Source organism: Streptomyces sp. NPDC046925 (genome assembly GCF_040644915.1).
Lineage (GTDB): Bacteria > Actinomycetota > Actinomycetes > Streptomycetales > Streptomycetaceae > Streptomyces.
In genome coordinates this window covers 483,878-508,517 of sequence record NZ_JBEYWZ010000001.1, presented here as the reverse complement: position 1 = coordinate 508,517, position 24,640 = coordinate 483,878, and the positions used below count along the sequence as shown (strand labels likewise).

Sequence of the window (24,640 nt, the reverse complement as noted above, 5' to 3'; positions counted from 1 at the left end):
TAGCGGCGACGAAGGCGGAAACATGCCCCAACAATTGGCGATCATCGTGCTCGTGGACGTCGGCAATGCGCTGGAGTCCGAGTCACTCGAAGGCAACACCTATCTGTTCGACAACATGAAGCTGCAGGGCTCCACGAACCAGGGAACCGGCGAGCTCGTGACCGCGATCAACGGCTCCTACTGGCGGGACGGTTCGCAGGCCAGCGAGCAGGTGCTCAACTGGCTTCCGTACAGCCTGGGTTCCATCCCGCCGACCGTGCCCCGCGGCTATGAGGCCGACCGGGCGCGGCAGAGCGACGAGCAGGCCCTGGCCGAGTTGCAGGACCTGGCCACCAAGTCGTCGGTCGCGGGCACCGACCAGGCCGAGCAGCTGGCCCATGTCCGCAAGACCGTCGGCGCCCGCGTCAAGACCACGCGGCGCACCCGCGGCAGGCTGTCGGGGCAGAAGATCCTGGACGTCACCGGCAAGGTGGTCACCGAGGACAACACGGCGGCGTACACCTACCCCGCCCCCGTGATCACCGACATCTACGGCGAGGCCGTCGACTCGAAGATCATGTATCCGGCGGAGTACGGCTCCCCCGACCTGGTCACCGACGGCTGGTACTGGTCCGCGACGGTCGACACCTCACGGCCCGGCACCTACTCGTACGTGATGCGCATCCAGCTGCACAAGCTGGTGGGGCTCAACGGCGAGCTGCGGTGGGAGGCGGTCAACCTGACCTGCCCCTCGGTCCTCAAGATCACCTCGGAGCCCCGGCGGAACGCCTTCACCAAGGCGGGCATGGGCATGCTGCCCATTCCGCCGGGTGCGGGGACGCGCCCGGGCACCCCCTGATCCCGCACGGACTTCAGCCAGAAGGAGGAGCAGATGACCACCACCACGCCCAGGCGGCGGGAGACCGGCGCCGCGAAGCGGCCCATCTCCATCACCGCCGTTGTGGACTGTGTGGGTGCCCTGGCAGCAGGAAACATGCAGGGTCACCTGTACATGTACGACACCAACAAGTCCGCGGGATCGACCGGCTTCGGCACCGAGGAACTGCAGACGCGTGCGAAGAAGGGCGACCAGCTTCTCTGGAACGCCCTCGCTCTCGAGTGTGAGGCGTACGTCGCCATCGAGGGCATCGAGATCGACAGCTCGATCTGTGTGCCGGAGCGCAAGGTCTACCCCGGCACCGACGTCGCCTACTGGATCGGCACGGTCAAGAAGGACGTCGCGAACGTCACCTACCAGATCAAGTTCAAGCTCGGCACGAGGGACGAACCGATCGCCACCACTCTGTCGTCGTCCCTCGTCGGCTAGGGCCTGGCATGACGGCGTACGCGAAGGAGGAGCGTTGACCAGCAGCGTGCAGGAGAAGTCGACCGGCAGCGAGCAGCAGAAGCAGAACCCCGGACAGCTGAACTCGGTCCAGCTGAACATCGTGACGCTCATCAACATGGAGCGCGCGGTGGAGACGGGCTCCCTGAGCGATTCGATGTACATGATGGACAACAGCATCGGCGGCAAGGGGCAGGGCACGTCGTCCCTCGAAACGGTCTGCAAGCAGGGCCAGGTCCTGAACTGGATCGTGCGCCCGCTCGACATGGAGAAGCGCCCGGACGGCACCTGGCCCCCCATGCCGAAGATCAACAACCTCACCTTCCTCGACACCGAACTGGGTGACGAGGAGGACGTGGCCGAGCGGAAGATCTTCACCGAGCTGAAGATCTACGGCATGCCGGACCGCATGCGCGACAAGTTCACGCCGGTCTACTACTACTGGGCCGGCACGGTCCTGAGCACTGCCAAGCCGGGCGTGCACAGGTACCGGATCGTGATGGAGCTCGAGCAGGACCGCAAGAAGGAGAAGCTCTATCTGAACACGGCGATTCACCCGTCGATCCGGATTCTCGGGGTCTGAGGACCGCGTGACCGCCGGGCCGGATATCGGCCTGGCGGTCATGTCGTGTCGGGCGTAGAGAGGAAAGTTCACCCCAGGGCCCAGGGAGGCCGTCGTGGACAGGACCATCGGCAAGGGCACGTTCCGGGACGCGTTCAAGAACCAGGTCATCGCTCTCTCCGGGCTGCCGTCGGGCACGGGTCGGCGGCTCGCCGAGCGGGCCAACGCGACGGCGGGTCCGGCCGATGCCGCGCTGCGGACGAAAGCCGAGTTCAGCGCGTTGTACGACCTGCTGCTCGCCGAGCAGGGGGACCTCTCCGGGGACGGCAGCCTGGTACTTCTCGACGCGGACGGGCAGCTCACCGTGATCGGCAAGATCGTGGACGACCTGCTCAACTCGGCGGAGAACAAAGCGGAGTTCTTCGCTCAGGACATGTATCAGGTCAAGGTCACCGGCTGGCCCCCCGGTGTCCTGACGGCCGACGAGGTGATCCAGGCGCCGCAGGGCGCGCGCCTGACCCTGGCCAGGAGCAGCACCCCGGACTCCCTGCTGCTGGCGACTCCGTCGTTCTCGATGGTCAACAGCGGCAATCTGACGGCGCATGCGCCCAAGCGCTCCTGGAAGATCGACTTCGAGGTCGGCGAGAGCGAGGACCGGCTCTACGGCATGGAGCGGGTCAACCTCAAGGCGATGTACAACGACCCCTCGCAGATGCGCGAGGCCGTCGCCTGGCGGCTCCTGGAGCGCGCGGGCATCCCGGCGGCGCAGCACACGTACGCGACGTTCTCGATCAACGACCGGTACATGGGGCTCTTCTCGGTCATCGAGCAGGTCGACAAGAAGTTCCTCAAGGACCACTTCGGCAAGAACGCGGAGGGCAACCTCTACAAGGCGTACTGCGGCGACGTCGGCTGCGCGACCCTGGAGCACCGGCCCGGCAAGGACGGCGCCGACGCAGGACGGCAGTACTTCACCGCGGGCAGCCCGCAGGACGACCGCACGTACCGGCTGAAGACGAACGAGGACGCGCCGGCCGCCGCCACGTACGACGACCTCGCGGCTCTCGTCCGCACCATCAATGGGACGCAACTCCCCGGCGGTGAAGCCAAGTTCACGTCCGACGCGTTCCGCGATTCGGTCGAGCAGATCCTGAACGTGCCCGCGTTCCTGCGCTGGGCGGGCGCCAATGTCCTCCTGGGCAGCTGGGACAACTACTTCGCCACGCCGTCGAACTACTACCTCTACAACTCCGGCCGGCTGGGCGACCCTTCGGGCTTCATGGCCCGCCCGTACTTCACGTTCATCCCCTGGGACTACGACAACAGCTCGGGCATCGACTTCTTCTCGACCCAGTGGCAGTACACGGACCTGCTCGACTGGCCCGCGATGAGCCGCAACTACTGCCGGATCACGCACGCGCCGCACGAGGTGTCGCGCCTGCCGCTGTTCACGAACCTGCTGCGGCACCACGACTTCTGCCAGTACTACCTCGATCACCTCGAATACCTCCTGGACGCCGAGTTCGGGCCCGAGCGGGTCGCCGCACTGCTCGGCGCGGAGGGCTCCGGGCGGACCGACGGCCTGTGGCAGCTCATCTCGTCCGCGGCGTACGGGGAGTCCACGAGCCCGCACGGACAGCCCTTCACCGGGCGGCAGTTCACCAACGACGAGGTGTACCGCGCCGCGTACCGCCAGTGGGAGCTGAGCCGGGGCTCGCAGTTCACGTACGGGATCTTCCACTACACGCGCATGCGCTACGACCACGCACGTCAGCAGCTCGCCGAGCTGCGCAAGACCTATCCCAACGGAGCCAGCGGGGCGACGTTCCCCGGCGCGATGGAGGTACTGCCCTCATGACCGCGACCAAGAAGCAGGCGAAGGCCAAGGCGAAGAGCGACCCCAAGGCCGAGAAGGCGCGCGAGCTGCGCCTGGTCAAGGAGTCGAAGATCAAGGACCTGATCGGCGACGGCGCGGGCACCCGCCTGGAGGCGAGCGGTGTCCTCTACCGGGACGGCGCCTTCCTGATCGTCTGCGACAACCTGCCCTCCCTCATCCGGGTCAGCAGCGAGCTGTCGCCCAAGGCGCCGGAGAACGGCGTCCTCAACGCCAACAGGGCCAAGAAGGCCGCCAAGAAGCGCGGTTCGGCGGCGAACCAGGGGTACGAGGACATCGCCCACGACGAGCGGCACGACCACTTCTACACGCTGAGCGAGGCCGAGCGGGTCAAGCCCAAGGGCTATCGCGCGAGCGTCCAGGAGTACGACACGAAGCTGCGCCCGGTCGGGTCCCCCACGCACCTCGACTTCGACCTGGCGGACGCCAACAAGGGCATGGAGGGCCTGGAGTGGGTCGAGCGCTCCGGCACGGGATATCTCCTCGCCCTGTGCGAGGGGAACCGGTGCGCGGGCGGCAAGAAGGGCAGGACGCCGGGCGGCGGCCGCATCCAGGTCTTCCGGCAGGGCGGCAAGCGCTGGATCAACACGGCCACGATCCGGCTGCCCGAGTCACTGCCCTTCGAGGATTACGCGAGTGTGTCCGTGCGCGGGGGACACATCGCCGTCCTGTCGCAGGCGTCGTCGGCGCTGTGGGTGGGCCGCATCGACACCAAGAAGTGGATCGTCGACGAGGGCACGGTGCACCGCCTGCCCACGGACAGCAAGGGCCGCAAGGTCTACGGCAACCCCGAGGGCGTGTCCTGGGTCTCGTCCGACCACGTGGTGATCGTGTCCGACCGGGCGAAGAAGGGCGCGGGGAACGCGCGGTTCAAGGGGAAGGACCAGTCGATCCATCTGTTCCTGATCCCGGGCAACAACCACTGAGCTAGTCGGCGTCGCGCCGGTCGGCCGCCCACAGGCCGCGCACATGGCCGAGGTGACGGGTCATCACCGCGCGCACGGCGTCCTCGTCGCGGGCGAGCAGCGCGTCGAGGATCTCCAGGTGCTCCTCGGCCGACGCCTCCAGACGGCCGGCGTCGACCAGTGCCTGCAGTCCGTACAGGCGGGAGCGCTTGCGCAGGTCGCCGACCACCTCGACCAGGTGGTCGTTGCCGCCGAGCGCGAGCAGACCGAGGTGGAAGCGGATGTCGGCCTCGACGTACGCGATGAGGTCGCCGTCCGCCGCCGCGGTCACGATCGCCTGTGCGGCGGGGCGCAGGGCTTCGAGCGCGGCGGGGTCCGCCGATGTGGCGAGCTCCGCCGTGGTGGGGATCTCGATCAGGGCGCGGATGTGCTTGTACTCGTCGAGTTGCTTCTCGGAGACCGCGGTGACCCGGAAGCCCTTGTTCGGCACCGTGTCGACGAGCCCTTCCTTGGCGAGGTCGAGCATGGCCTCGCGCACGGGAGTGGCGGAGACGCCGAAGCGCACCGCGAGGGTGGGCGCGGAGTAGACCTCGCCCGCGCGCAGCTCGCCCGCGATGAGGGCGGCCCGCAGCGCGTCCGCGACCCGTTCGCGGTAGCTGCTGCGGGTCCCGCCCAGGCTCGGCAGGGCTGACGGGGCGGCGGACGGAGCGCGGTTGCGCTGGGCGGCCATGGGGTCGGTCCTCCTAGGTGCAATGTCACGTGCCACGAGTATCCCGGGCCCGCGGGCTCCGCGGCCCCGCCCGCACTACAGCACGAAGCCCGCGGGGAACGGGTCGTCCGGGTCCAGGAGGTACTGCGCGGTGCCGGTCACCCAGGCGCGCCCGGTGAAGCTGGGCAGCACGGCGGGGGTGCCCGCGACGTCGGTGGTGCCGAGGAGGCGTCCGCTGAACTTCGTACCGATGAAGGACTCGTTGACGAACTCGGTGTCCAGGGGCAGTTCGCCGCGCGCGTGCAGCTGCGCCATGCGCGCGCTCGTTCCCGTCCCGCACGGCGAGCGGTCGAACCAGCCGGGGTGGATGGCCATCGCGTGCCGGGAGCGGCGGGCCGTGGCGCCGGGGGCGTAGAGGTGGACGTGGTGGCAGCCGTGGATGGACGGGTCCTGCGGATGCACGGGCTCGCCCTCGGCGTTGATCGCCTCCATCAGCGAGAGGCCCGCGGCGAGGATGTCGTCCTTGCGGTCGCGCTCGAAGGGGAGGCCGAACTGCTCCAGGGGCAGGATCGCGTAGAAGTTGCCGCCGTAGGCCAGGTCGTACGTCACCGTGCGCCCGCCGGGCAGGGTGATCTTGCGGTCGAGGGCGACGGAGAAGGACGGCACGTTCTGGAGGGTGACGGCCTTCGCGGCGCCGTTCTCGACGGCGACCTCGGCGACGACGAGGCCCGCCGGGGTGTCCAGGCGGATCGTGGTGACCGGCTCGACGACCTCGACCATGCCGGTCTCGACGAGGACGGTGGCGACGCCGATGGTGCCGTGCCCGCACATCGGCAGATAGCCCGAGACCTCGATGTAGATCACGCCGTAGTCGCAGTCGGCCCTGGTGGGCGGCTGGAGGATCGCACCGCTCATCGCCGCATGGCCGCGCGGTTCGTTCATCAGGAGCTGCTTGATGTCGTCACGGTGCTCGCGGAAGTGGAGCCTGCGCTCGTTCATCGTCGCGCCGGGGACGGTGCCGATGCCGCCGGTGATCACCCGCGTCGGCATGCCTTCGGTGTGCGAGTCGACCGCGTGCAGGACGAGTTTGCTGCGCATGTGCGGTGCCTTTCGTACGACGGCGGGGCGTTGGTCGCGCGACCCGGGCTTCAGGCGAGACCGGCGGCGATCGCACGTTCGGTGGCGGTGCGCACCGCCTTCTCCTGCTCGGGCAGCAGCGGCACCCGCGGCGGACGGCACGGGCCGCCGTGGCGTCCTGCGATGTCCATGGACAGCTTGATGGCCTGGACGAACTCGGGCTTGGAGTCCCAGCGCAGCAGCGGGTGCAGTTGCCGGTAGAGCTTGCCCGCCGTGCCGAGGTCTCCGGCGACGGCGGCGTGGTAGAGCTCGACGCACGCGGCGGGGAGCATGTTGGGGTAGCCGGCGACCCAGCCCTTGGCGCCCGCGACGGCGAGTTCGAGCAGGACGTCGTCGGCGCCGATCAACAGGTCCAGTTCCGAGGCCAGTTCGGCGATGCGGTAGGCGCGGCGGACGTCTCCGGAGAATTCCTTGACGGCGTGGATGTGTCCCTCGGAGTGCAGCTTCGCGAGGAGTTCCGGCACCAGGTCGACCTTGGTGTCGATGGGGTTGTTGTACGCCACGACCGGGAGGCCCGCCTCGGCGACCTCCGCGTAGTGGGCGAGGACGGAGCGTTCGTCGGCGCGGTAGGCGTTGGGAGGCAGCAGCATCACCGACGCGCAGCCCGCGTCCTTGGCCTGCTCGGCCCAGCGGCGGGCCTCGGCGGAGCCGTAGGCGGCGACGCCGGGCATCACCCGCTGACCGCCGACCGCCGCGACGGCGCTCTCCACGACCTTGGCGCGCTCCTCGGGGGTGAGCACCTGGTACTCGCCGAGCGATCCGTTGGGTACGACGCCGTCGCAGCCGTTCTCGACGAGCCAGGCGCAGTGCTCGGCGAACCGGCCGTAGTCGACGGAGAGGTCGTCGTTCAGCGGGAGCGCGGTGGCGACGAGGACGCCGTGCCAGGGGCGGGGGCGCTCTGCGGGCGTGTTCATGGGCGTGGTCCCTTCGTTGCGGTGCGGGGCTGGGAGGGGCTGGGACGGACTAGGAGGAGGTCTGTTCGTCGTCGTCGGGGGTCCGTGCGAGCTCCCCGAGCGGTACCGGCCGGGCGAACGGCCGCCGCGCTGACCGCTCCTCGCAGCCCGCGAGCCCGGCGACGGCCGCCGAGCACATCCGGCCCTGGCACCAGCCCATGCCGGCCCGGGTCAGGAGTTTCACGGACCGCGCGTCGGTGGCCCCGAGCTCTTCGACGGCCTCGCGGACCGCCGACGCGGGGACCTCTTCGCAGCGGCAGACGAGGGTGTCGTCACGGAGCTGCTCGGCCCAGTGCGCGGGCGGCACGTACAGGGCGGCGAGCGCTGCGGCGAACTTGCGTGCTCTCGTACGGGACTTGGCGGCGCGTTCCCATGTGCGCGGGTCGGGTGTGCTGCCCCGGAGCCTCGCCGCCGCCGAGCGTCCGGCGATGTGTCCCTCGGCGAGCGAGAGGGCGGCGCCGCCGATGCCGGTGGCCTCGCCTGCGGCCCAGACGCCGGGGACGTCGGTGCGCTGCTCGGCGTCGACGGCGACGTCCGTTCCCTCGATGCGGCAGCCGAGCCCTTCGGCGAGGTCGGTGTGCGGCAGCATTCCGTGACCGACGGCGAGGGTGTCGCAGGGGATGCGCCGCTCGGTACCGGGCCTGACACGCCCCGCCGCGTCGAGCGCGGCGATGGTCACGGCCTCCACGGAGTCCTTGCCGTGGGCCTCGACGACGGTGTGCCGCGCCATCAACGGGACTCGGTGGCGCAGTAGTTGGGTCAGGTACCCGGCTCCTTCGGCGAGCTTGTCCGGGTGGGCGGCGAGGCTGGACGCACGCCTCGCGAAGGCCCCGGGTCCTGCGGCTTCGACCAGGGCGGCCACCTCGGCGCCGGCGGCCGCGAGCCCGGCGCCGACGGGCATGAGCAGCGGTCCCGTCCCGGCCACGACGGCGGTGCGGCCGGGCAGCACGAGCCCTCCCTTGAGCATGGCCTGCGCACCACCGGCGGTGAGGACGCCGGGCAGGGTCCAGCCGGGGAACGGCAGGACCTTCTCGTACCCCCCGGTGGCGAGGACCACGGCGTCGGCGGACACGGCGACGGAGTCCTCCTGCCGGGGCCCGAGCAGCGCGTGCACGGTGAAGCCGTGACCGCCGGCGGGCCGAGCCAAGACGGAGGGCTCCGTCGAGGCCGCCTTCCCGGCCTGCCCCTGCCCGACGCGCTCCACGAACCAGACGTGATGCTCCGTCAAGTGCCTTACGCGGCCCGCCGATACCTGCTCCGCGAGGCCGTCCCGCAGTCGCTCCCACGTCCGCCACTGGTGATGCAGCGCCTTCGGGTGCCGCGCGCCGAGCGCTTCGCCCGGCTGCCGGTAGAACTGGCCGCCCGCCTGTCCTGCCGAGTCGAGCAGCACCACCCGTACACCGCGCAGGGCCGCGGCGAGTGCCGCGGCGAGGCCCGCGGGGCCCGCGCCGACCACGGCGAGCGTGCGCGCGGGGCTCACCGCTGCTCCCCCGCCCTGTCCGCGCCGTGCCCGTCGCCGTCCTGCGTCCGGATCTCGTCGCCGGGTGCCGCCGGTGTCAGGCAAGCCCGTTGGTTGGGGCGGCCGTTGACCTCCACGAGGCAGTCGAAGCAGACGCCGATGCCGCAGAAGACGCCCCGCGGCTCTCCCTGTCGCCGCGTGGTGCGCCAGGAGTTGACGCCCGCCGACCAGAGCGCGGCGGCCACCGTCTGTCCCGGCAGGGCCGGGATCTCGCGGCCGTCGAACGTGACGGTGTGCGCGGGGCCGGGGCGGGCGCGGGTCAGGTGCAGGGGGGTGCGCTTGCTCATGACGCCTCCTCGGTGGGGCTGTCCGCGAAACGGTCGGGGCGGAACGGGGCGAGGTCCATGTCCGGAGCCGCCCCGGACATGACTTGTGCGATCAAGTGCCCTGTCCCCGCGGCGAGTCCGATCCCCGCACCCTCATGGCCGCAGGCATGGAAGAGCCCCGGCGCCCGGGGGTCGGGGCCGATGGCGGGCAGGTGGTCCGGCATGTAGGGGCGGAAGCCCACGTAGGCGCGCATCGCGCGGACGTCCGCCAGAAACGGGAAGAGCCGTGTCGCCCCCGCCGCGAGGGCCCGCATGACCGGCAGGGAGAAGGAGCGGTCGAAGCCGACCCGTTCACGGCTGGCCCCGATCAGGATCGGCCCCGCGGCCGTGCCCTCGACCACCGGCGACGTCTGGAGCGCGGCGGACCTGCTCGCCACGTCGGCCACGTAGTCGGCGGCGTACACCTTGTGCCGGACCATCCGCGGCAGCGGCTCGGTGACGAGGACGAAGCCGCGCCTGGGCAGTACGGGCAGTCGCACTCCCGCGAGGGCGGCGAGATCACCGCCCCAGGTGCCCGCCGCGTTCACGACGTACGGGGCATGGATATCGCCCCGGTCGGTACGGACCCCGCGCACCGCACCGCCCGGCGTCCGCAGCACGGCGGTGACGGTTCTCCCCGTACGCAGCTCGGCCCCCAAGTCTCTGGCCATACGCACCAGTTGGGCCGCTGCCAGCGTCGGCATCACCTGGCGGTCCTGCGGATAGAAGACGCCGCCCGCCACGTCGGGAGCGAGCTGCGGCTCAAGCTCGAACAGGTCGGCGTGCGCGACGGCCCGCGCGTCGACCCCGGCCGCACGCTGCCCCGCGGCGAACTCCCCCAGCGCCGCGAGCCCTTCGCCGGAGGATGCCACGACCACGCCGCCCTTGGCCTCGAACTCGATGCTCGCGCCCACCCCCGGTTCCGCGGCAAGGTCGGACCACAAGCGGCCAGAGAGCAGGGCTAGTTCGAGCTCCGGGCCCGGCTCCTTGTCGGAGACCAGGAGGTTGCCCTCGCCGGATCCGGTCGTGCCGCCCGCCACCGGACCGCGGTCCACCAGGACCACACGGAGTCCGGCCCGCGCCGCGTACAGGGCGCATGCGGCGCCCACCATCCCGGCGCCGATCACTACAACATCGCAGGTCAGCTGCTTTGTCACGCCAGTACTATGTCACATGTTCCCTTACCGGCCAAGGGTCTCTACGCTGGCAGAACCGCCGGCACACACTCCGCCGCGAAGCCCCGGAACGGGGCAGGAAAGGTGAACCCATGGCCAAGTCCAAGGCGCGCAAGAACGCTCTGTACCCCGAGATCTCCGGCGAACTGTCCGCCCTGATGCGGACGGGCTGGGCCGACACCGAGCAGCGCGACCTGCGCCCCGCCGAACAGTCCCCGCACGCCGCCCGCCGCCGCGCCGCGCTGTCCGCACTGTTCCCGGGCGAGCGATTGGTGATCCCCTCGGGGAAGCTCAAGGTCCGCTCGAACGACGACCATTACCCCTTCCGCCCGTACTCCGCCTACGTCCACATGACCGGCGACCGGGCGAGGGACTGCGCCCTGGTCCTCGAACCGCGCGCCGGGGACGAGGGCGGTCACGACGCGCACCTCTACCAACTCCCCCGCGACAGCCGCGACAGCGACGAGTTCTGGACCGGCATGACGGCCGAGCTGTGGATGGGCCGCAGGCGCAGCCTCGCCGAGGCCGAACTGCTCTACGGCCTGCCCTGCCGCGACGTGCGCGACGCCCCGGCCGAGCTCGCCGCCGCGCCCGGCGTGCCGACCCGCATCGTGCGCGGCCACGACCCCGGGCTCGAGGCTGCCGTGACGACCGACGAGGAGCGCGACGAGGAACTGGAGGAGGCGCTCTCGGGCCTGCGCCTGGTCAAGGACGACTGGGAGATCGGCGAGCTGCGCAAGGCGGTGGACTCCACCGTGCGCGGATTCACCGATGTCGTACGGGAGTTGAGCACCGCCGTCGCCACGTCGGAGCGCTGGGTCGAGGGCACCTTCTTCCGCCGCGCCCGCCTGGAGGGCAACCACATCGGGTACGGCTCGATCTGCGCGGCGGGCGAGCACGCCACGATCATGCACTGGCAGGAGAACGACGGCCCGGTGCGCCCCGGCGAACTCCTGCTCCTGGACGCGGGCGTGGAGACCCACACCCTCTACACCGCCGACGTCACGCGCACGCTCCCCGTCGACGGCACCTTCTCCCCTCTGCAGCGCAAGATCTACGACGCGGTGTACGAGGCGCAGGAGGCCGGTATCGCCGCCGTGAAGCCGGGCGCCGCCTACCGCGACTTCCACGACGCCGCGCAGCGGTACCTCGCGCACAAGCTCGCCGAGTGGGGCCTGCTCGACGGAGACCCGGAGCGGGTCTTCGCACTCTCCCTTCAGCGGCGCTTCACCATGGCGGGCACCGGCCACATGCTCGGCCTCGACGTCCACGACTGCGCACGGGCGCGCACCGAGCAGTACGTGGGCGGCGTGCTCGAAGCCGGCATGGTGCTCACCGTCGAACCCGGCCTGTACTTCCAGCCGGACGACCTCACCGTGCCCGAGGAGTACCGGGGCATCGGGGTCCGTATCGAGGACGACATCCTCGTCACGGCCGACGGCAACGAGAACCTGTCGGCGGGCCTGCCGCGCGAGGCCTCGGCGGTCGAGGCCTGGATGAGCGGCCTGGTCGGCGGCCCTGCGGGCGAGCGCTAAACCCGGCACACCTTCGGCGGACGGGACCGGCAAACGTCCTATGCAAGGCGGGTATACACGTTGCGTATACTCGCTATGTATAGTGCTCGCATGTCCGCTGCACGAAGCAAGATGAACAGATCCGTCAAGAGGTTCCGTCGAGCCGCTTCCCTGACGGCCATGGCCTCCGCGGCCATGGCCGTCGCGCTGACGGGATGCACCAAGGTGGACACCACGGCGCCCAGTGCCGTCCGCAAGGACGCGGCATCCGTGAGCGTCAAGAACCAGGCGAAGCTCGGTACGGTCGACTGCCGCACGGCCAAGTGCGTGGCCCTGACGTTCGACGCGGGTCCGAGCGAGAACTCACCCCGGCTGCTCGACATCCTCAAGGAGGAGAAGGTGCCCGCCACCTTCTTCCTGCTCGGCAAGAACCACATCGTCAAGCACCCGGAGCTCGTCAAGCGCATGGACGCCGAGGGGCACGAGGTGGCGAGCCACACCTGGTCGCACAAGATCCTCACCGACATCACGCCGGACGAGGCGCGCGAGGAACTGCGCAGGACCGACGAGGCGATAGAGAAGCTGACCGGCCACAAGCCGACGCTGATGCGTCCGCCGCAGGGACGCACCAACCCCGACGTCAACAAGATCTCGCGCGAGGAGGGTCTCTCGGAGGTCCTGTGGAGCGTGACCGCCAAGGACTACACGACCAACGACTCCGCGCTGATCCAGAAGCGTGTCGTCGACCAGACGAAGCGGGACGGCATCATCCTGCTGCACGACATCTACAAGGGGACGGTGCCCGCCGTGCCGGGCATCATCGACGAGCTGAAGAAGCGCGGCTACGTCTTCGTGACGGTGCCGCAGCTGCTCGCGCCGGGCAAGGCGGAGCCCGGGCAGATCTACCGGCCGTAGCAGTCGGGTTCCGGTGCCGGGGCCTGGCAGGATCGCCGTGTGGCTCTCTTCCGGATCGACCGCACATCGCCCCTGCCCGCCGACGAGGCCTGGAGCCGGCTCACCACGTGGGAAAGGCATGCCGACGTGGTCCCGCTGACCCGGGTGCACGTACGGACGCCGCCACCCGGCGGCGAGGGCACGGTGTTCGTCGCCCGCAGCGGGATCGGCCCCGTCGGTTTCGACGACGTGATGGAGGTCGTGACATGGCGCCCGGCCGCGGAAGGCGGAGGCATGTGCCGGCTCGAGAAGCGGGGGTCGTTCGTGACGGGCTGGGCCGAGATCGAGGTGTCCCGCCGGGCGGAGTCCGGATCAGCGGTCGTCTGGCGGGAGGAGCTGAGCGTGCGGTTCCTGCCGCGCTTCCTGGACGGCGCACTGACCGCAGCGGGGCGCCTGATGTTCGGCCGCGCGGTGGACCGGCTCCTCGCCTCCGGCCCGCCCCGCCCTCACGCGTGACGCCCGTGCAGCGTCCGCGCCACCCTCGGGCCCAGCCAGCGCTTCATCTTGCGCAGCGGCTCCAGCTGCTCGGCCGCGCGGTCGATCCGGTAGTACAGCTGCGGCGGGATGTGCGGCAGGAGCGGTGAGTGGCGCTGGCCGAGCAGCGCGAACATCTGGGCCGGTTCGAGGCCGATGTAGCGCGGCAGGTTCTCGTACCACTGGGCGCTGTAGCGGGCCGCGCTCTGGACGGAGAGGAGCGCGGATCTGCGCTCCTTCTCGTACTTCGCCAGGGCGGGGCCGAGTTCCGGTTCCTCGTCCGGGCTTCCCCGCAGCGCGCCCGCGAGGGCGATCGCGTCCTCCAGGGCGAGGGTCGTGCCCGCGCCGATCGAGTAGTGCGTGGTGTGGGCGGCGTCGCCGAGCAGGACCACGTTGCCGCGCCGCCACGTGCGGTTGGTCAGCGTACGGAAGTTGAGCCACTGCGCGCTGCCGTCGCCCCGCGCGCGGCCGATGAGTCGGTGTCCGTCCAGCGGTCCGGCGAAGAGCCGCTCCAGGAGGGCGAGACCGCGGGCCTCGCTCGCCTCGTGCAGGCCGAGGCCCGTCCAGGTCTCCGGAGAGCACTCGATGACGCAGGTGCTCTGCTCGTCGCTGAAGCGGTAGCCGTAGCACCAGATCCAGCCGTGCTCGGTCTCCGTGAAGGCGAAGGTGAAGGAGTCGAAGACCTTGGTGGTGCCGAGCCAGATGTACTTGTTCCGGCCGACCGAGATCTCCGGGCCGAAGTGGCCCGCGTGGCGTTCGCGCAGCGCGCTCCTGACGCCGTCGCCCGCGACGACGAGGTCGGCGCCGGGCAGCTGGGCCGCGGCCGTGATCTCCGACTCGTACTCGATGCGTACGCCCAGGGACCGCGCCCGCCCGGCGAGGATGTCGAGCAGTCGGTGACGCCCGATGCCGTGGCCCTCGTCGCCGTGGTGGACGGCCGTGCGGTCGCCGACGTGCGCGATGCCGTCGCTCCAGCGGACCGAGTGCTCGCTGATGGCCTCCGCGGACTCGGGGTCGCCGGCGCGGAGCTTCTCCAGCAGCCCGCCCCAGTAGGTGACCCCCCAGCCGTACGTCGAACCGGCCGGGTTCCGTTCGTGGACGGTGATGTCGTGGGACGGGTCCTGCCGCTTGAGCAGGATCGAGAGGTACAGGGCGGCGGGACCGCCGCCGACGCAGGCGACCTTCACGGATGCTCCCATTGCGTCACAAAGTGGTCATTTTGTAACGCAACGTAGCAGGCCGATGCCGTCAGGCCACGGACCCTATGCGCCCCGCAGGACGCCCCGAGCCGTCGTGGTGGATCGGCGTGTGCGCGCCCGTCAGCGAGACCCCGCTGCCGCCGCGCCGGTTCGCGACGATCTCCGCGGCGATCGAGAGGGCCGTCTCCTCCGGGGTGCGCGCACCCAGGTCCAGGCCGATGGGCGAGCGGAGGCGGGTCAGCTCGAGTTCGCTCACGCCGACTTCACGCAGCCGGGCGTTGCGGTCCTCGTGCGTGCGGCGCGATCCCATCGCGCCCACATAGGCGACCGGGAGCCGCAGGGCCAGTTCGAGCAGGGGCACGTCGAACTTGGCGTCGTGGGTGAGGACGCACAGAACGGTGCGCCCGTCGACCTCCGTGCGCTTCAGGTATTTGTGCGGCCACTCGACGACGATCTCGTCGGCGTCGGGGAAACGCACCGCGGTGGCGAACACGGGCCGCGCGTCGCACACGGTGACGCGGTAGCCGAGGAACTTGCCGACCTTGACGAGCGCCGACGCGAAGTCGATCGCACCGAACACGATCATGCGGGGCGGCGGGACGCTGGACTCGACCAGAAGCGTGAGCGGCTGCCCGCAGCGCGAGCCGTCCTCACCGATCTCGACCGTGCCCGTGCGTCCCGCGTCCAGCATCGCGCGGGCCTCGCCCGCCGCCGTGCGGTCGAGCTCGGGATGGCCGCCGAGCCCGCCCTCATGAGGGGCATCGGCGTCCGCCCGTACGAGAAGTGCCCGGCCCACGAGTTCCGGGGGCCCGGCGGTGATCCGGGCGAGCGCCGCGGGCTCGCCCGACGCGGCCGCCGTGAGCGCGGCGGCGAACACCGGGCGCACCAAGGAGTCGGCGCGGACCGGGGTGACCAGGATGTCGATGATTCCGCCGCAGGTCAGGCCCACGGCGAAGGCGTCCTCGTCGCTGTATCCGAAGCGTTCGAGCACGCTCTGACCGTCTTCGAGCGCCTGTCGGCACAGGTCGTAGACGGCGCCTTCCACACACCCGCCGGAGACGGAGCCGATCGCGGTGCCGTCCGAGTCGACGGCCAGGGCCGCGCCCGGCTGCCGGGGCGCGCTGCCGCCGACCGCCACCACGGTGGCGACGGCGAAGTCGCGCCCCTGCTCGACCCACCGGTCCAACTCTTCGGCGATGTCCAGCATGTCCGTCTCCTAACGGGTGTGTGGTCAACAGGACGGGCTACTTGACGCCCATCCAGTTCTCGATCGGATGGAGTGCGAAGAAGGCGAGGAACACGAGCGCGAGCACCCACATGAGCCAGCCGATCTCCCGGACCTTGCCCTGTGCGGCCTTGATCAGGACGTGGGCGATGACACCGGCCGCGATACCCACCGTGATGGAGTAGGTGAACGGCATCAGGACCGTGGTCAGGAACACCGGGATGCTGGTGGCCTGGTCGGTCCAGTCGATGTGCCGGGCGTTGCTCAGCATCATCGCGCCGATGACGACGAGCGCCGCGGCGGCGACCTGGGTCGGGATGAGCTGGGCCAGCGGGGTGAAGAAGAGGCAGAGCGCGAAGCCGAGGCCGGTGACGACGCTGGCGAAGCCGGTGCGCGCGCCGTCGCCGACACCCGCGGTGGACTCGACGAAGACGGTCTGCCCGGATGCTCCGGCGAGGCCGCCGACGACACCGCCGGCACCGTCGATGGCCAGGGCCTTGTTCAGACCCGGCATCTTGCCGTCCTTGTCGGCGAGGTTGGCCTGCTGGCCGATGCCGATGATGGTGCCCATGGCGTCGAAGAAGCCGGCCAGGACCAGGGTGAAGACGATGACACCCACGGTGATGCCGCCGATGTCGCCGATGCCGCTGAAGGACACCTCGCCGAAGAGGCCGAAGTCGGGCGACGAGACGACGGAACCGTCGAGCTCCGGGGCGTTCAGGCCCCAGTCCGCCTTGCTCATGCCCGCGACCTGGTTGACGATCGCGGCGAACACGGTGCCGCCGACGATGCCGATGAGGATCGCGCCGGGGACCTTGCGGACCTGGAGCACGAAGATCAGCAGGACGGTGACGGCGAAGCAGACGACGGGCCAGCCGATGAGCTTGTCGTCGATGCCCATCTGGATCGGCTTCGCGCCCATGTCGCCGTGCTTGGACGGCATGGAGGTGACGAAGCCCGCCTGGACCAGGCCGATCAGCGTGACGAACATGCCGATGCCCATGGTGATGGCGTGCTTCAGCGCCAGGGGAATCGCGTCCATGATCAGGGTCCGCAGGCCGGTGAGGACCAGCAGGATGATGATGACGCCGTAGATGATGCACATCGCCATCGCGTTGCCCCAGGTCATCTCCGGGGCGACCTGGAAGGCCATGACGGCGGAGACACCGAGTCCCGCCGCGAGGGCGAGCGGCACGTTGCCGAGGATGCCCATGACGATGGTGGTGGCGGCCGCCGCGAACACAGTGGCGGTGGTCAGCTGGTCACCGTCGAGGCGGTGTCCCGTGGCGTCGGGCACCGAGAGGATCACGGGGTTCAGCAGGATGATGTAGGCCATCGCCATGAAGGTGGTGATGCCGCCGCGCACCTCCCGACCGATCGTCGATCCTCTGTGCGTTATGTGGAAATACCGGTCGAGCCAAGACCTGCCGGCCGGAACGCGCGAGCCGTTGCCCGCGTCCTCCGGCATGGTCTTCGGCTCCGTTGACTGCTGGGTCATGGTGCCTAACTCCCAAGGTTCATAGGGGCACCCGCAACAGGCCGGTCGAACAAGGGTTGGGCCTGTGGAGACTGCGGGATTTGGGATGGTGCGTTGGGCGCACGACCCGGGGGACGGCCCGAGACGAACTGGGGCTCCGTAGAGCGTGGGTGCTGCTGGGGTGCTGCTGGGTGCTGCTGGGGTACAGCGAGACCGCGAGCGGTGCGGTACTGGGTTTCTCCGGGCGGCACGGGCGAAGGGAAGTGTGACGTTCCGTGGGAGGCACGCGCCGCCCGGAGAGATCGTGGAATCAGGTGCCGGTGAGGTGTTCCGGACGTACCGGCGTCCTGTTCAGCTCCAGACCCGTCGCGTTCCGGATCGCCGCGAGGACGGCCGGGGTCGACGAGAGGGTCGGGGCCTCGCCCATGCCGCGCAGGCCGTAGGGCGCGTTCGGGTCGGCCAGTTCGAGGACGTCGACCGGGATGGTCGGCGTGTCGAGGATGGTCGGGATGAGGTAGTCCGTGAAGGAGGGGTTGCGCACCTTCGCGGTCTTCGGGTCGACGATGATCTCCTCCATCACCGCGACGCCCAGGCCCTGGGTGGTGCCACCCTGGATCTGGCCGACGACGGAGAGCGGGTTGAGCGCCTTGCCGACGTCCTGGGCGGTGGCGAGCTCGATGACCTTGACCAGGCCGAGCTCGGTGTCCACCTCGACGACCGCGCGGTGCGCGGCGAACGAGTACTGGACGTGCCCGTTGCCCTGACCGGTCTTCTTGTCGAAGGCCACGGTCGGCCGGTGGCGCCACTCGGCCTCGATCTCGACGCTCTCGCCTTCGAGCAGCTCGGCCAGGTCGGCGAGGGCCTCGCCGCCGTCGGTGACGACCTTGCCGCCCTCCAGGAGGAGTTCGGCGGTGGCCCACGCCGGGTGGTACGAGCCGAACTTGCGGCGGCCGATCTCCAGGACCTTCTCGCGGACGAGCTCACAGGAGTTCTTGACCGCGCCACCGGTGACGTACGTCTGACGGGACGCGGACGTCGACCCCGCGCTGCCCACCTGGGTGTCGGCGGGGTGGATGGTGACCTGCTGGACGCCGAGCTCCGTGCGGGCGATCTGCGCGTGGACGGTGATGCCGCCCTGGCCGACCTCCGCCATGGCGGTGTGCACGGTCGCGACGGGCTCGCCGTTGATGACCTCCATGCGCACCTTGGCGGTGGAGTAGTCGTCGAAGCCCTCGGAGAAGCCGACGTTCTTGATGCCGACCGCGTAGCCGACGCCGCGGACGACGCCTTCGCCGTGCGTGGTGTTGGAGAGTCCGCCGGGCAGCGCGCGGACGTCCGCGCCCTCGCTGGACTCCCACTGGCGCTCGGGCGGCATCGGGCGGGCCTTGACGCGGCGCAGGATCTCGGCGACCGGGGCCGGCGAGTCGACCGGCTGTCCGGTCGGCAGGAGCGTGCCCTGCTCCATGGCGTTGAGCTGGCGGAACTCGACCCGGTCCATGCCCACCTTGTCGGCGAGCTTGTCCATCTGGGCCTCGTAGGCGAAGCAGGCCTGGACGGCGCCGAAGCCGCGCATCGCGCCGCACGGGGGGTTGTTCGAGTAGAGGGCGATCGCCTCGATGTCGACGTCGTCGATCACGTACGGACCGACCGACAGGGACGAGGCGTTGCCCACGACCGCCGGGGAGGCCGACGCGTAGGCGCCGCCGTCCAGGACGATCTTGCACTTCATGTGCGTGAGCTTGCCGTCCTTGGTGGCGCCGTGCTCGTAGTAGAGCTTGGCCGGGTGGCGGTGCACATGGCCGAAGAAGGACTCGAAGCGGTTGTAGACGATCTTGACCGGCTTGCCGGTGCGCAGCGCCAGGAGGCAGGCGTGGATCTGCATCGAGATGTCCTCGCGGCCGCCGAACGCGCCGCCGACGCCGGAGAGCGTCATGCGCACCTTCTCCTCGGGCAGGCCGAGGACGGGGGCGATCTGTTCGAGGTCCGAGTGCAGCCACTGGGTGGCGACGTACAGGTCGACGCCGCCGTCCTCGGCCGGTACGGCGAGGCCGGACTCCGGGCCGAGGAAGGCCTGGTCCTGCATGCCGAAGGTGTACTCGCCCTTGACGACGAAGTCGGCCTTCTTGGCGGCCTCTTCGGCGTTGCCCCGGACGATCGGCTGGTTGTGCACGATGTTCGGGTGCGGAACGTGCTTGATGTACTCGTCGGTGCGGCCCTCGTGCACGAGGACGGCGTCCGGAGCGGTCGCCGACGCCTCGTCGGTGATGAGGGGCAGTTCCTTGTACTCGACCACGATCTTTGCGGCGGCACGGCGTGCGGTCTCCGGGTGGTCGGCGGCCACGAGGGCGACCGGCTCACCGTGGTGGCGGACCTTGCCGTGGGCGAGGACGGGGGTGTCCTGGAGCTCCAGGCCGTAGTGCTTCATCTCGGCCGGCAGGTCGTCGTACGTCAGGACGGCGTACACGCCCGGCGTCTTGAGCGCCTCGACGGTGTCGATCGACACGATCTCGGCGTGCGCGACGGTGCTGCGCAGGGTCTGGCCCCAGAGCATGTCCTCGTGCCACATGTCCGAGGAGTAGGCGAACTCGCCGGTGACCTTCAGGGTGCCGTCCGGGCGGAGCGTGGACTCGCCGATGCCGCCCTTGTTGTGCTTCTGGGTGACTTCGGTGGGCGCGCCCGTGGTGGTCTTGGTTCCAGCCATGATCAGACCGTCTCTTCCTGACGGGCGGCCGCCAGGCGGACCGCGTCCAGGATCTTCTCGTAACCGGTGCAGCGGCAGAGGTTGCCGGAGAGCGCCTCGCGGATGTCGGCGTCCGACGGGGAGGTGTTGCGCTCCAGGAGCTCGTCGGCCGCGACGAGGAGACCGGGGGTGCAGAAGCCACACTGGACGGCGCCGGCGTCGATGAACGCCTGCTGGATGGAGGAGAGTTCGCCGCCCTCGCCGGTCTGGCCGTCGGTTCCCTTGGCCTGCCACTGGCGGGCTTCCTGCAGAGTGGTGCCGCCGCAGACGGAACCGCAGGCGCCGCCCGGGTGGGCCTCGTCGCGGTGCTTGGCGTAGTCCGCGAGGCCCTCGACGGTGACGACCTCCCGGCCCTCGACCTGTCCGGCGGCGACCAGACACGAACACACCGGCACGCCGTCGAGACGGACGGTGCAGGAACCGCACTCGCCCTGCTCGCAGGCGTTCTTCGAACCGGGAAGCCCCATGCGCTCGCGCAGGACGTAGAGGAGGGACTCGCCCTCCCAGACGTCGTCGGCTTCCTGCTGACGGCCGTTGACCGTGAAGTTCACGCGCATTATGCGACTCCCTCAGTGCTGCGGTCGTTGCCGCGGTACGACTCCCAGGTCCAGCCGAGCGTGCGGCGGGCCATGATTCCGACGGCGTGGCGGCGGTAGTTCGCCGTGCCGCGGACGTCGTCGATCGGGTTGGCGGCACCGGAGGCGAGCTCCGCGAACTGCTTGGCGATCGAGGGGGTGATGATCTTCTTGCTGTCCCAGAAGCCGCCCTCTTCGAGCGCGGCGTTCAGGAATTCCTCGGCCGCCTTCGCCCGGATGGGCGTCGGGGCCGCGGAGCCGATGCCGGTCCGTACGGTCCGGGTCTCGGGGTGCAGGGCGATGCCGAAGGCGCACACCGCGATGACCATCGCGTTGCGGGTGCCGACCTTCGAGTACTGCTGGGGGCCGTCCGCCTTCTTGATGTGGACGGACTTGATCAGCTCGTCCTCGGCGAGCGCGTTGCGCTTCACGCCGGTGTAGAACTCATCGATCGGGATGAGGCGCGAGCCGCGTACGGACTCCACCTCGACCTCGCAGTCGGCGGCGAGGAGCGCGGGGTGGGCGTCACCGGCCGGGGACGCCGTGCCGAGGTTGCCGCCGACGCCGCCGCGGTTGCGGATCTGCGGGGAGGCGACCGTGTGCGAAGCGAGCGCGAGGCCGGGGAGCTCCGTGCGCAGGTCCTCCATGATCGTGGTGTACGGAACCGAGGCACCCAGCTGGACCGTCTTCTCGCCCACCGTCCACTCGCGCAGGTCGGCGACGCGGTTGAGGTCGAGCAGGTACTCGGGACGGCGGTGGTCGAAGTTGATCTCGACCATCACGTCGGTGCCACCCGCAATCGGCACAGCTGTGGGGTGCTCGGCCTTGGCGGCGAGCGCCTCCTCCCAGCTGGCGGGGCGAAGGAAGTCCATGAGGCTCTCTTCTTCGTATCGAGGGTCGTTCATTCGAGAAGATCCAGCCAAGTCGGACCGGAGGCCTCTCGACTGCTCGTTCATGTGCTGTTAACGCGGAGTGGGGTAAGTACACCGCCCCGTCGTCCGATGGGGTCAGTCACCGAAACCATGAAGGAGTTCGCTGGCCAAGGCGCGCGTCTTGTAGATTCGTATGAAGAACGGGCCCCAGTAACCTCGCGGATTCCCCCCGGAAACCGGAAGGCTCCCTGGGCACCGGGGTCCGGGACGGCGTTCGGCGACTCAGCGTCGGCACATCCGGACTGTCTGTACATCCCATTCGAGACAAGATCGGCGGCGACGACCATGCGGCTGCGCGCACTCCTTGACACCGACGCGCTGGGCCTGCGGCTGCTCGGCGGTGAGGAAGAGCTCGACCGCACCGTGCGCGGTGTGATGACCACGGACCTGCGCGACCCCAGCCGGTACCTCGCGGGCGGCGAGCTGGTCCTGACGGGCCTGGCCTGGCGCCACGACGCCTCGGACACGGAGCCCTTCGTACGCATCCTGGCGAGCGCGGGCGTGGCGGCGCTCGCCGCGGGCGAGGCCGAGCTGGGAGACATCCCGGACGACATCGTCGACGCCTGCGCGCGGCACCGCCTGCCGCTGTTCGCCGTCAACGAGTCGGTGGCCTTCGCGACGATCACCGAGCATGTGGTCCGGCAGGTCTCCGGCGAGCGGGCCGGTGACCTGGCGGCCGTCGTGGACCGGCACCGCAGGCTGATGACCTCGGGCCCCACGGGCGGCGGCCCCGACGTCGTCCTCGACCTGCTCGGCTCCGACCTGGACCTGCGGGCCTGGGTCCTGTCCCCCGCGGGCCGCGCCATCGCGGGGTCGAGCGCGGCGGGTCCCGCCCTGGCCACCGCGGTCTGCGGGCGCCTGGCGGCCGAGCACCTGGCCGCCGTCCGCACGGGGCGGCGGGGTCCGCACCGGGTCCAGATGGACGGCACGACGTACTCCCTGTTCCCCATTCGGAGCAGTGGCCGCGGTTCGGCTTCCGCGGCCACGGCGGCGAGCACGGCGGCCCTGCGCGACGTGCGCGAGACGGTCCTCTCGGACTGGTTCCTCGCGGTCGAGGCCGACGCGGGCGACTGGCCCGAGGAGCGGCTCGACCTGCTGCAGGGCGTCACCCAGCTGATCGCGGTGGAGCGCGACCGGCGCGACGCCGCCCGCACGGTGCGCCGCAGGCTCGCCCAGGAGGTCCTCGAACTGGTCCAGACGGGCGCGGCACCGGCGGAGATCGCGGCGCGCCTGCGGGTCGCCGCCCCCGTGCTCCTGCCCGGCCTGGGCGCGGCGCCGCACTGGCAGGTGGTGGTGGCCCGCGTCGAGTGGGAGGGCGGCGAGATCGAGGGCGGCCCGGTGGCCCAGTCCCTCCTGGAGGAGATCCTCGTCGACCCCCTGTCGGCGGGCCCCGAGCCGTCCGACCGCATCGCGGTAGCCCATACGGGTGACGAGGCGATCGCGCTCGTCCCGCTGCCCGCGGTCTCCTCCGAGCACGACGGCTCCGAGACGGGCCTGCTCGCCGATTCGCTCCTGGAGTCCGTCCGCGACCCGCTCTCGGCGGGCCTCGACGGCGACGGCCGCCTCACGCTCGGCGTCAGCGCGTCCGTGCACTCGGCGGAGGGTCTGCGCGGCGCCCTGGAGGAGGCCCGGCACGCCCGCCGGGTCGCGGCGGCGCGCCCCGGACGAGTCTGCGCGGCGGGCCACCAGGAACTGGCCTCGCACGTCCTGCTCCTCCCCTTCGTCCCCGACGACGTGCGCCGGGCGTTCACGGCCCGCCTCCTCGACCCGCTGCGGGACTACGACCGGCGCCACCGGGCGGAGCTCATTCCGACCCTGGAGGCGTTCCTCGACTGCGACGGTTCCTGGACGCGCTGCGCCGCACGTCTTCACCTGCACGTCAACACGTTGCGCTACCGGGTCGGCCGTATAGAGCAGTTGACGGGTCGTGACCTCTCGCGCCTCGAGGACAAGCTCGATTTCTTTCTGGCGCTGCGGATGAGCTGACGCGGGCGACCTGCGGCAAACACCTTTCATGGTCCGCCCTTTGTGAAATCTTTCACCCAGCCCCTTGGCCCGATGCGCCGATCCATGCTGAGATGCGCCCACGACTCAACAGCTCAATGGCGTGCTCGGGGAGGGCAACGTGGCGCATCCCGCCATGTCTGGTACCGGAACGACTGCAGGGGACGATCCACTCCAGACCGCGGTATGGCGGCTGCGCTCGCGCGGCTGTTGGACCGACGCGGCCGCGCTGCTCGCCTCGCGCGAGGGTCCGGGTCCCGCGCTGCAGAGAACCTCGCTCCTGGTGGAGCGGTGCCTGTTCACGGGCGAGGGATGGGCCGAGGCCGAGGACGGCCTTCGTACGGCGGAGGCGCTCGCCGTGGCGGACGAGGACCGCGGGGCGGCGGCGTGCGAGCGCGGCCAGCTGGCGTATGCCTCTACGGTGCTTGCCGTACGGGACCGGGCCGACGAGGCGCGTACGGCTCTCGGGCGGGCGGCGGCGCTGCTCGCCCCGAATACTCCGGGGCGCCCTCTCCTCGACTTCCGCCGGGGTCTGATCGCCGAGCACATCGCGGACTCGCCCCAGGCGGCGCGGGCCGCGTACCGGCGGGCGCATGCGGGCGCCACGGCGCACGGCGACACCCTGCTCCTGTCCTTCACCTGGCGGCACCTGGCCGGGATCGCCCTGCGGGAGGGCGAGTTGGCGGAGGCGCGGCACGGCTTCGCGGAGTCGCTGCGCATCCGGGAGGAGCTGGGGTACTTGGTGGGTACGGCGCCGGCGCTGGCGGCTCTCGCCGACGCGGAGCCGGAGCCGGAGGCGGGTCGCCTCCGCGCCGAGGCGGGCCGCCTCTTCCGCCTGATGGGCGGGGTGCCGTCGTGGCTGGCACAGCATCTGACTCCGCCGGCACCGCCGGCGCCTGCGGCGTGAGGCAGCAGCGGTACTTGTAGGCACCGTCATCACCGGCTCCGCCGAGTTCGTCCTCAAACGCCGGACGGGCTGAGATTCCTCCCGGGCCCGGCTGAATGACTTCGGCCGGGCTGGAGATATCCAGCCCGGCCGGCGATTGAGGCCATCTTGTCGGGG

22 protein-coding genes are annotated in these 24,640 nt (G+C 70.5%); 10 read left to right on the top strand and 12 right to left on the bottom strand.

Annotated features, from left to right (window positions below):
• The first annotated feature begins 22 nt into the window (after window positions 1-22).
• The 5 genes from ABZ906_RS02055 to ABZ906_RS02035 all read left to right on the top strand — a co-directional run bounded on the left by ABZ906_RS02055 (window position 23) and on the right by ABZ906_RS02035 (window position 4,706).
• Window positions 23-838: a hypothetical protein gene (locus tag ABZ906_RS02055; protein WP_361192935.1), complete on the top strand. Its 816-nt coding sequence runs from the start codon at window positions 23-25 to the stop codon at window positions 836-838.
• Between the two features lie 33 nt (window positions 839-871).
• On the top strand, window positions 872-1,306 hold the full coding sequence (locus ABZ906_RS02050; RefSeq protein WP_361192932.1) for a hypothetical protein: 435 nt from the start codon (window positions 872-874) through the stop codon (window positions 1,304-1,306).
• 34 nt (window positions 1,307-1,340) lie between these two features.
• Complete coding sequence (locus ABZ906_RS02045; protein ID WP_361192930.1) at window positions 1,341-1,907, top strand: hypothetical protein; 567 nt, start codon at window positions 1,341-1,343, stop codon at window positions 1,905-1,907.
• Between the two features lie 94 nt (window positions 1,908-2,001).
• Complete coding sequence (locus tag ABZ906_RS02040) at window positions 2,002-3,744, top strand: CotH kinase family protein (protein WP_361376265.1); 1,743 nt, start codon at window positions 2,002-2,004, stop codon at window positions 3,742-3,744.
• On the top strand, window positions 3,741-4,706 hold the full coding sequence (locus ABZ906_RS02035) for a hypothetical protein (protein WP_361376262.1): 966 nt from the start codon (window positions 3,741-3,743) through the stop codon (window positions 4,704-4,706). Before ABZ906_RS02040 ends, ABZ906_RS02035 begins: the two co-directional genes overlap by 4 nt.
• 1 nt (window position 4,707) lies before the next feature.
• Here ABZ906_RS02035 and ABZ906_RS02030 read toward each other — a convergent pair whose 3' ends face one another.
• From ABZ906_RS02030 to ABZ906_RS02005, 6 genes are all read right to left on the bottom strand, one after another.
• Window positions 4,708-5,415, bottom strand: coding sequence for a GntR family transcriptional regulator (locus ABZ906_RS02030; RefSeq protein WP_361192923.1), 708 nt, complete (start codon window positions 5,413-5,415; stop codon window positions 4,708-4,710).
• A 75-nt stretch (window positions 5,416-5,490) separates the two neighbouring features.
• A complete protein-coding gene (locus ABZ906_RS02025; protein WP_361376259.1) occupies window positions 5,491-6,492 on the bottom strand; it encodes a proline racemase family protein in 1,002 nt (333 codons plus the stop codon).
• Window positions 6,493-6,542: 50 nt separating this feature from the next.
• Window positions 6,543-7,445: a dihydrodipicolinate synthase family protein gene (locus ABZ906_RS02020; protein WP_361376256.1), complete on the bottom strand. Its 903-nt coding sequence runs from the start codon at window positions 7,443-7,445 to the stop codon at window positions 6,543-6,545.
• Window positions 7,446-7,494: 49 nt separating this feature from the next.
• Entirely contained in the window at window positions 7,495-8,964 is a 1,470-nt protein-coding gene (locus ABZ906_RS02015) for an FAD-dependent oxidoreductase (RefSeq protein ID WP_361376253.1), read from the bottom strand.
• Window positions 8,961-9,290 (bottom strand): (2Fe-2S)-binding protein, encoded by a 330-nt coding sequence (locus ABZ906_RS02010; RefSeq protein ID WP_361376250.1) that lies wholly within the window; start codon window positions 9,288-9,290, stop codon window positions 8,961-8,963. Before ABZ906_RS02010 ends, ABZ906_RS02015 begins: the two co-directional genes overlap by 4 nt.
• Complete coding sequence (locus ABZ906_RS02005; RefSeq protein WP_361376247.1) at window positions 9,287-10,465, bottom strand: FAD-binding oxidoreductase; 1,179 nt, start codon at window positions 10,463-10,465, stop codon at window positions 9,287-9,289. Before ABZ906_RS02005 ends, ABZ906_RS02010 begins: the two co-directional genes overlap by 4 nt.
• A 110-nt stretch (window positions 10,466-10,575) precedes the next feature.
• Here ABZ906_RS02005 and ABZ906_RS02000 point away from each other — a divergent pair, with 110 nt between their 5' ends.
• The 3 genes from ABZ906_RS02000 (at window position 10,576) to ABZ906_RS01990 (ending at window position 13,407) form a co-directional block, all read left to right on the top strand.
• Window positions 10,576-12,018: an aminopeptidase P family protein gene (locus tag ABZ906_RS02000; RefSeq protein ID WP_361376244.1), complete on the top strand. Its 1,443-nt coding sequence runs from the start codon at window positions 10,576-10,578 to the stop codon at window positions 12,016-12,018.
• A gap of 111 nt (window positions 12,019-12,129) precedes the next feature.
• Entirely contained in the window at window positions 12,130-12,912 is a 783-nt protein-coding gene (locus ABZ906_RS01995; RefSeq protein WP_361378001.1) for a polysaccharide deacetylase family protein, read from the top strand.
• A gap of 39 nt (window positions 12,913-12,951) precedes the next feature.
• Complete coding sequence (locus ABZ906_RS01990; protein ID WP_361376241.1) at window positions 12,952-13,407, top strand: SRPBCC family protein; 456 nt, start codon at window positions 12,952-12,954, stop codon at window positions 13,405-13,407.
• Here ABZ906_RS01990 and ABZ906_RS01985 read toward each other — a convergent pair.
• The 6 genes from ABZ906_RS01985 to ABZ906_RS01960 all read right to left on the bottom strand — a co-directional run bounded on the left by ABZ906_RS01985 (window position 13,398) and on the right by ABZ906_RS01960 (window position 21,513).
• On the bottom strand, window positions 13,398-14,624 hold the full coding sequence (locus ABZ906_RS01985; RefSeq protein ID WP_361376238.1) for an FAD-dependent monooxygenase: 1,227 nt from the start codon (window positions 14,622-14,624) through the stop codon (window positions 13,398-13,400). The genes ABZ906_RS01990 and ABZ906_RS01985 overlap by 10 nt on opposite strands.
• 49 nt (window positions 14,625-14,673) lie before the next feature.
• Entirely contained in the window at window positions 14,674-15,831 is a 1,158-nt protein-coding gene (locus tag ABZ906_RS01980) for an XdhC/CoxI family protein (protein WP_361376235.1), read from the bottom strand.
• 37 nt (window positions 15,832-15,868) lie between these two features.
• Window positions 15,869-17,347 carry an NCS2 family permease gene (locus ABZ906_RS01975; RefSeq protein ID WP_361192900.1) on the bottom strand — a complete coding sequence of 493 codons (1,479 nt, stop codon included), beginning with the start codon at window positions 17,345-17,347 and terminating at the stop codon, window positions 15,869-15,871.
• Between the two features lie 289 nt (window positions 17,348-17,636).
• Entirely contained in the window at window positions 17,637-20,027 is a 2,391-nt protein-coding gene (locus ABZ906_RS01970; protein WP_361376232.1) for a molybdopterin cofactor-binding domain-containing protein, read from the bottom strand.
• Window positions 20,028-20,029: 2 nt separating this feature from the next.
• On the bottom strand, window positions 20,030-20,623 hold the full coding sequence (locus ABZ906_RS01965) for a (2Fe-2S)-binding protein (RefSeq protein ID WP_361376229.1): 594 nt from the start codon (window positions 20,621-20,623) through the stop codon (window positions 20,030-20,032).
• A complete protein-coding gene (locus ABZ906_RS01960; RefSeq protein WP_361376226.1) occupies window positions 20,623-21,513 on the bottom strand; it encodes an FAD binding domain-containing protein in 891 nt (296 codons plus the stop codon). Before ABZ906_RS01960 ends, ABZ906_RS01965 begins: the two co-directional genes overlap by 1 nt.
• Window positions 21,514-21,858: 345 nt before the next feature.
• Between ABZ906_RS01960 and ABZ906_RS01955 the strand changes: the two genes are divergently transcribed.
• Together ABZ906_RS01955 and ABZ906_RS01950 are read left to right on the top strand one after the other, a co-directional pair.
• A complete protein-coding gene (locus ABZ906_RS01955; protein WP_361192891.1) occupies window positions 21,859-23,559 on the top strand; it encodes a PucR family transcriptional regulator ligand-binding domain-containing protein in 1,701 nt (566 codons plus the stop codon).
• A gap of 154 nt (window positions 23,560-23,713) precedes the next feature.
• Window positions 23,714-24,484, top strand: a complete 771-nt coding sequence (locus ABZ906_RS01950) for a hypothetical protein (protein WP_361192888.1) — start codon at window positions 23,714-23,716, stop codon at window positions 24,482-24,484.
• The last annotated feature ends 156 nt before the right edge of the window (window positions 24,485-24,640 follow it).

What these genes read in the sequence shown, in the direction of transcription:
- ABZ906_RS02055 (WP_361192935.1), top strand. Translation starts at nt 23, where the DNA reads ATGCCCCAACAATTGGCGATCATCGTGCTCGTGGACGTCGGCAATGCG.
- ABZ906_RS02050 (WP_361192932.1), top strand. Translation starts at nt 872, where the DNA reads ATGACCACCACCACGCCCAGGCGGCGGGAGACCGGCGCCGCGAAGCGG.
- ABZ906_RS02035 (WP_361376262.1), top strand. Translation starts at nt 3,741, where the DNA reads ATGACCGCGACCAAGAAGCAGGCGAAGGCCAAGGCGAAGAGCGACCCC.
- ABZ906_RS02030 (WP_361192923.1), bottom strand. Translation starts at nt 5,415, where the DNA reads ATGGCCGCCCAGCGCAACCGCGCTCCGTCCGCCGCCCCGTCAGCCCTG.
- ABZ906_RS02025 (WP_361376259.1), bottom strand. Translation starts at nt 6,492, where the DNA reads ATGCGCAGCAAACTCGTCCTGCACGCGGTCGACTCGCACACCGAAGGC.
- ABZ906_RS02020 (WP_361376256.1), bottom strand. Translation starts at nt 7,445, where the DNA reads ATGAACACGCCCGCAGAGCGCCCCCGCCCCTGGCACGGCGTCCTCGTC.
- ABZ906_RS02010 (WP_361376250.1), bottom strand. Translation starts at nt 9,290, where the DNA reads ATGAGCAAGCGCACCCCCCTGCACCTGACCCGCGCCCGCCCCGGCCCC.
- ABZ906_RS02000 (WP_361376244.1), top strand. Translation starts at nt 10,576, where the DNA reads ATGGCCAAGTCCAAGGCGCGCAAGAACGCTCTGTACCCCGAGATCTCC.
- ABZ906_RS01995 (WP_361378001.1), top strand. Translation starts at nt 12,130, where the DNA reads ATGAACAGATCCGTCAAGAGGTTCCGTCGAGCCGCTTCCCTGACGGCC.
- ABZ906_RS01985 (WP_361376238.1), bottom strand. Translation starts at nt 14,624, where the DNA reads ATGGGAGCATCCGTGAAGGTCGCCTGCGTCGGCGGCGGTCCCGCCGCC.
- ABZ906_RS01980 (WP_361376235.1), bottom strand. Translation starts at nt 15,831, where the DNA reads ATGCTGGACATCGCCGAAGAGTTGGACCGGTGGGTCGAGCAGGGGCGC.
- ABZ906_RS01975 (WP_361192900.1), bottom strand. Translation starts at nt 17,347, where the DNA reads ATGACCCAGCAGTCAACGGAGCCGAAGACCATGCCGGAGGACGCGGGC.
- ABZ906_RS01970 (WP_361376232.1), bottom strand. Translation starts at nt 20,027, where the DNA reads ATGGCTGGAACCAAGACCACCACGGGCGCGCCCACCGAAGTCACCCAG.
- ABZ906_RS01965 (WP_361376229.1), bottom strand. Translation starts at nt 20,623, where the DNA reads ATGCGCGTGAACTTCACGGTCAACGGCCGTCAGCAGGAAGCCGACGAC.
- ABZ906_RS01960 (WP_361376226.1), bottom strand. Translation starts at nt 21,513, where the DNA reads ATGGACTTCCTTCGCCCCGCCAGCTGGGAGGAGGCGCTCGCCGCCAAG.
- ABZ906_RS01955 (WP_361192891.1), top strand. Translation starts at nt 21,859, where the DNA reads ATGCGGCTGCGCGCACTCCTTGACACCGACGCGCTGGGCCTGCGGCTG.
- ABZ906_RS01950 (WP_361192888.1), top strand. Translation starts at nt 23,714, where the DNA reads ATGTCTGGTACCGGAACGACTGCAGGGGACGATCCACTCCAGACCGCG.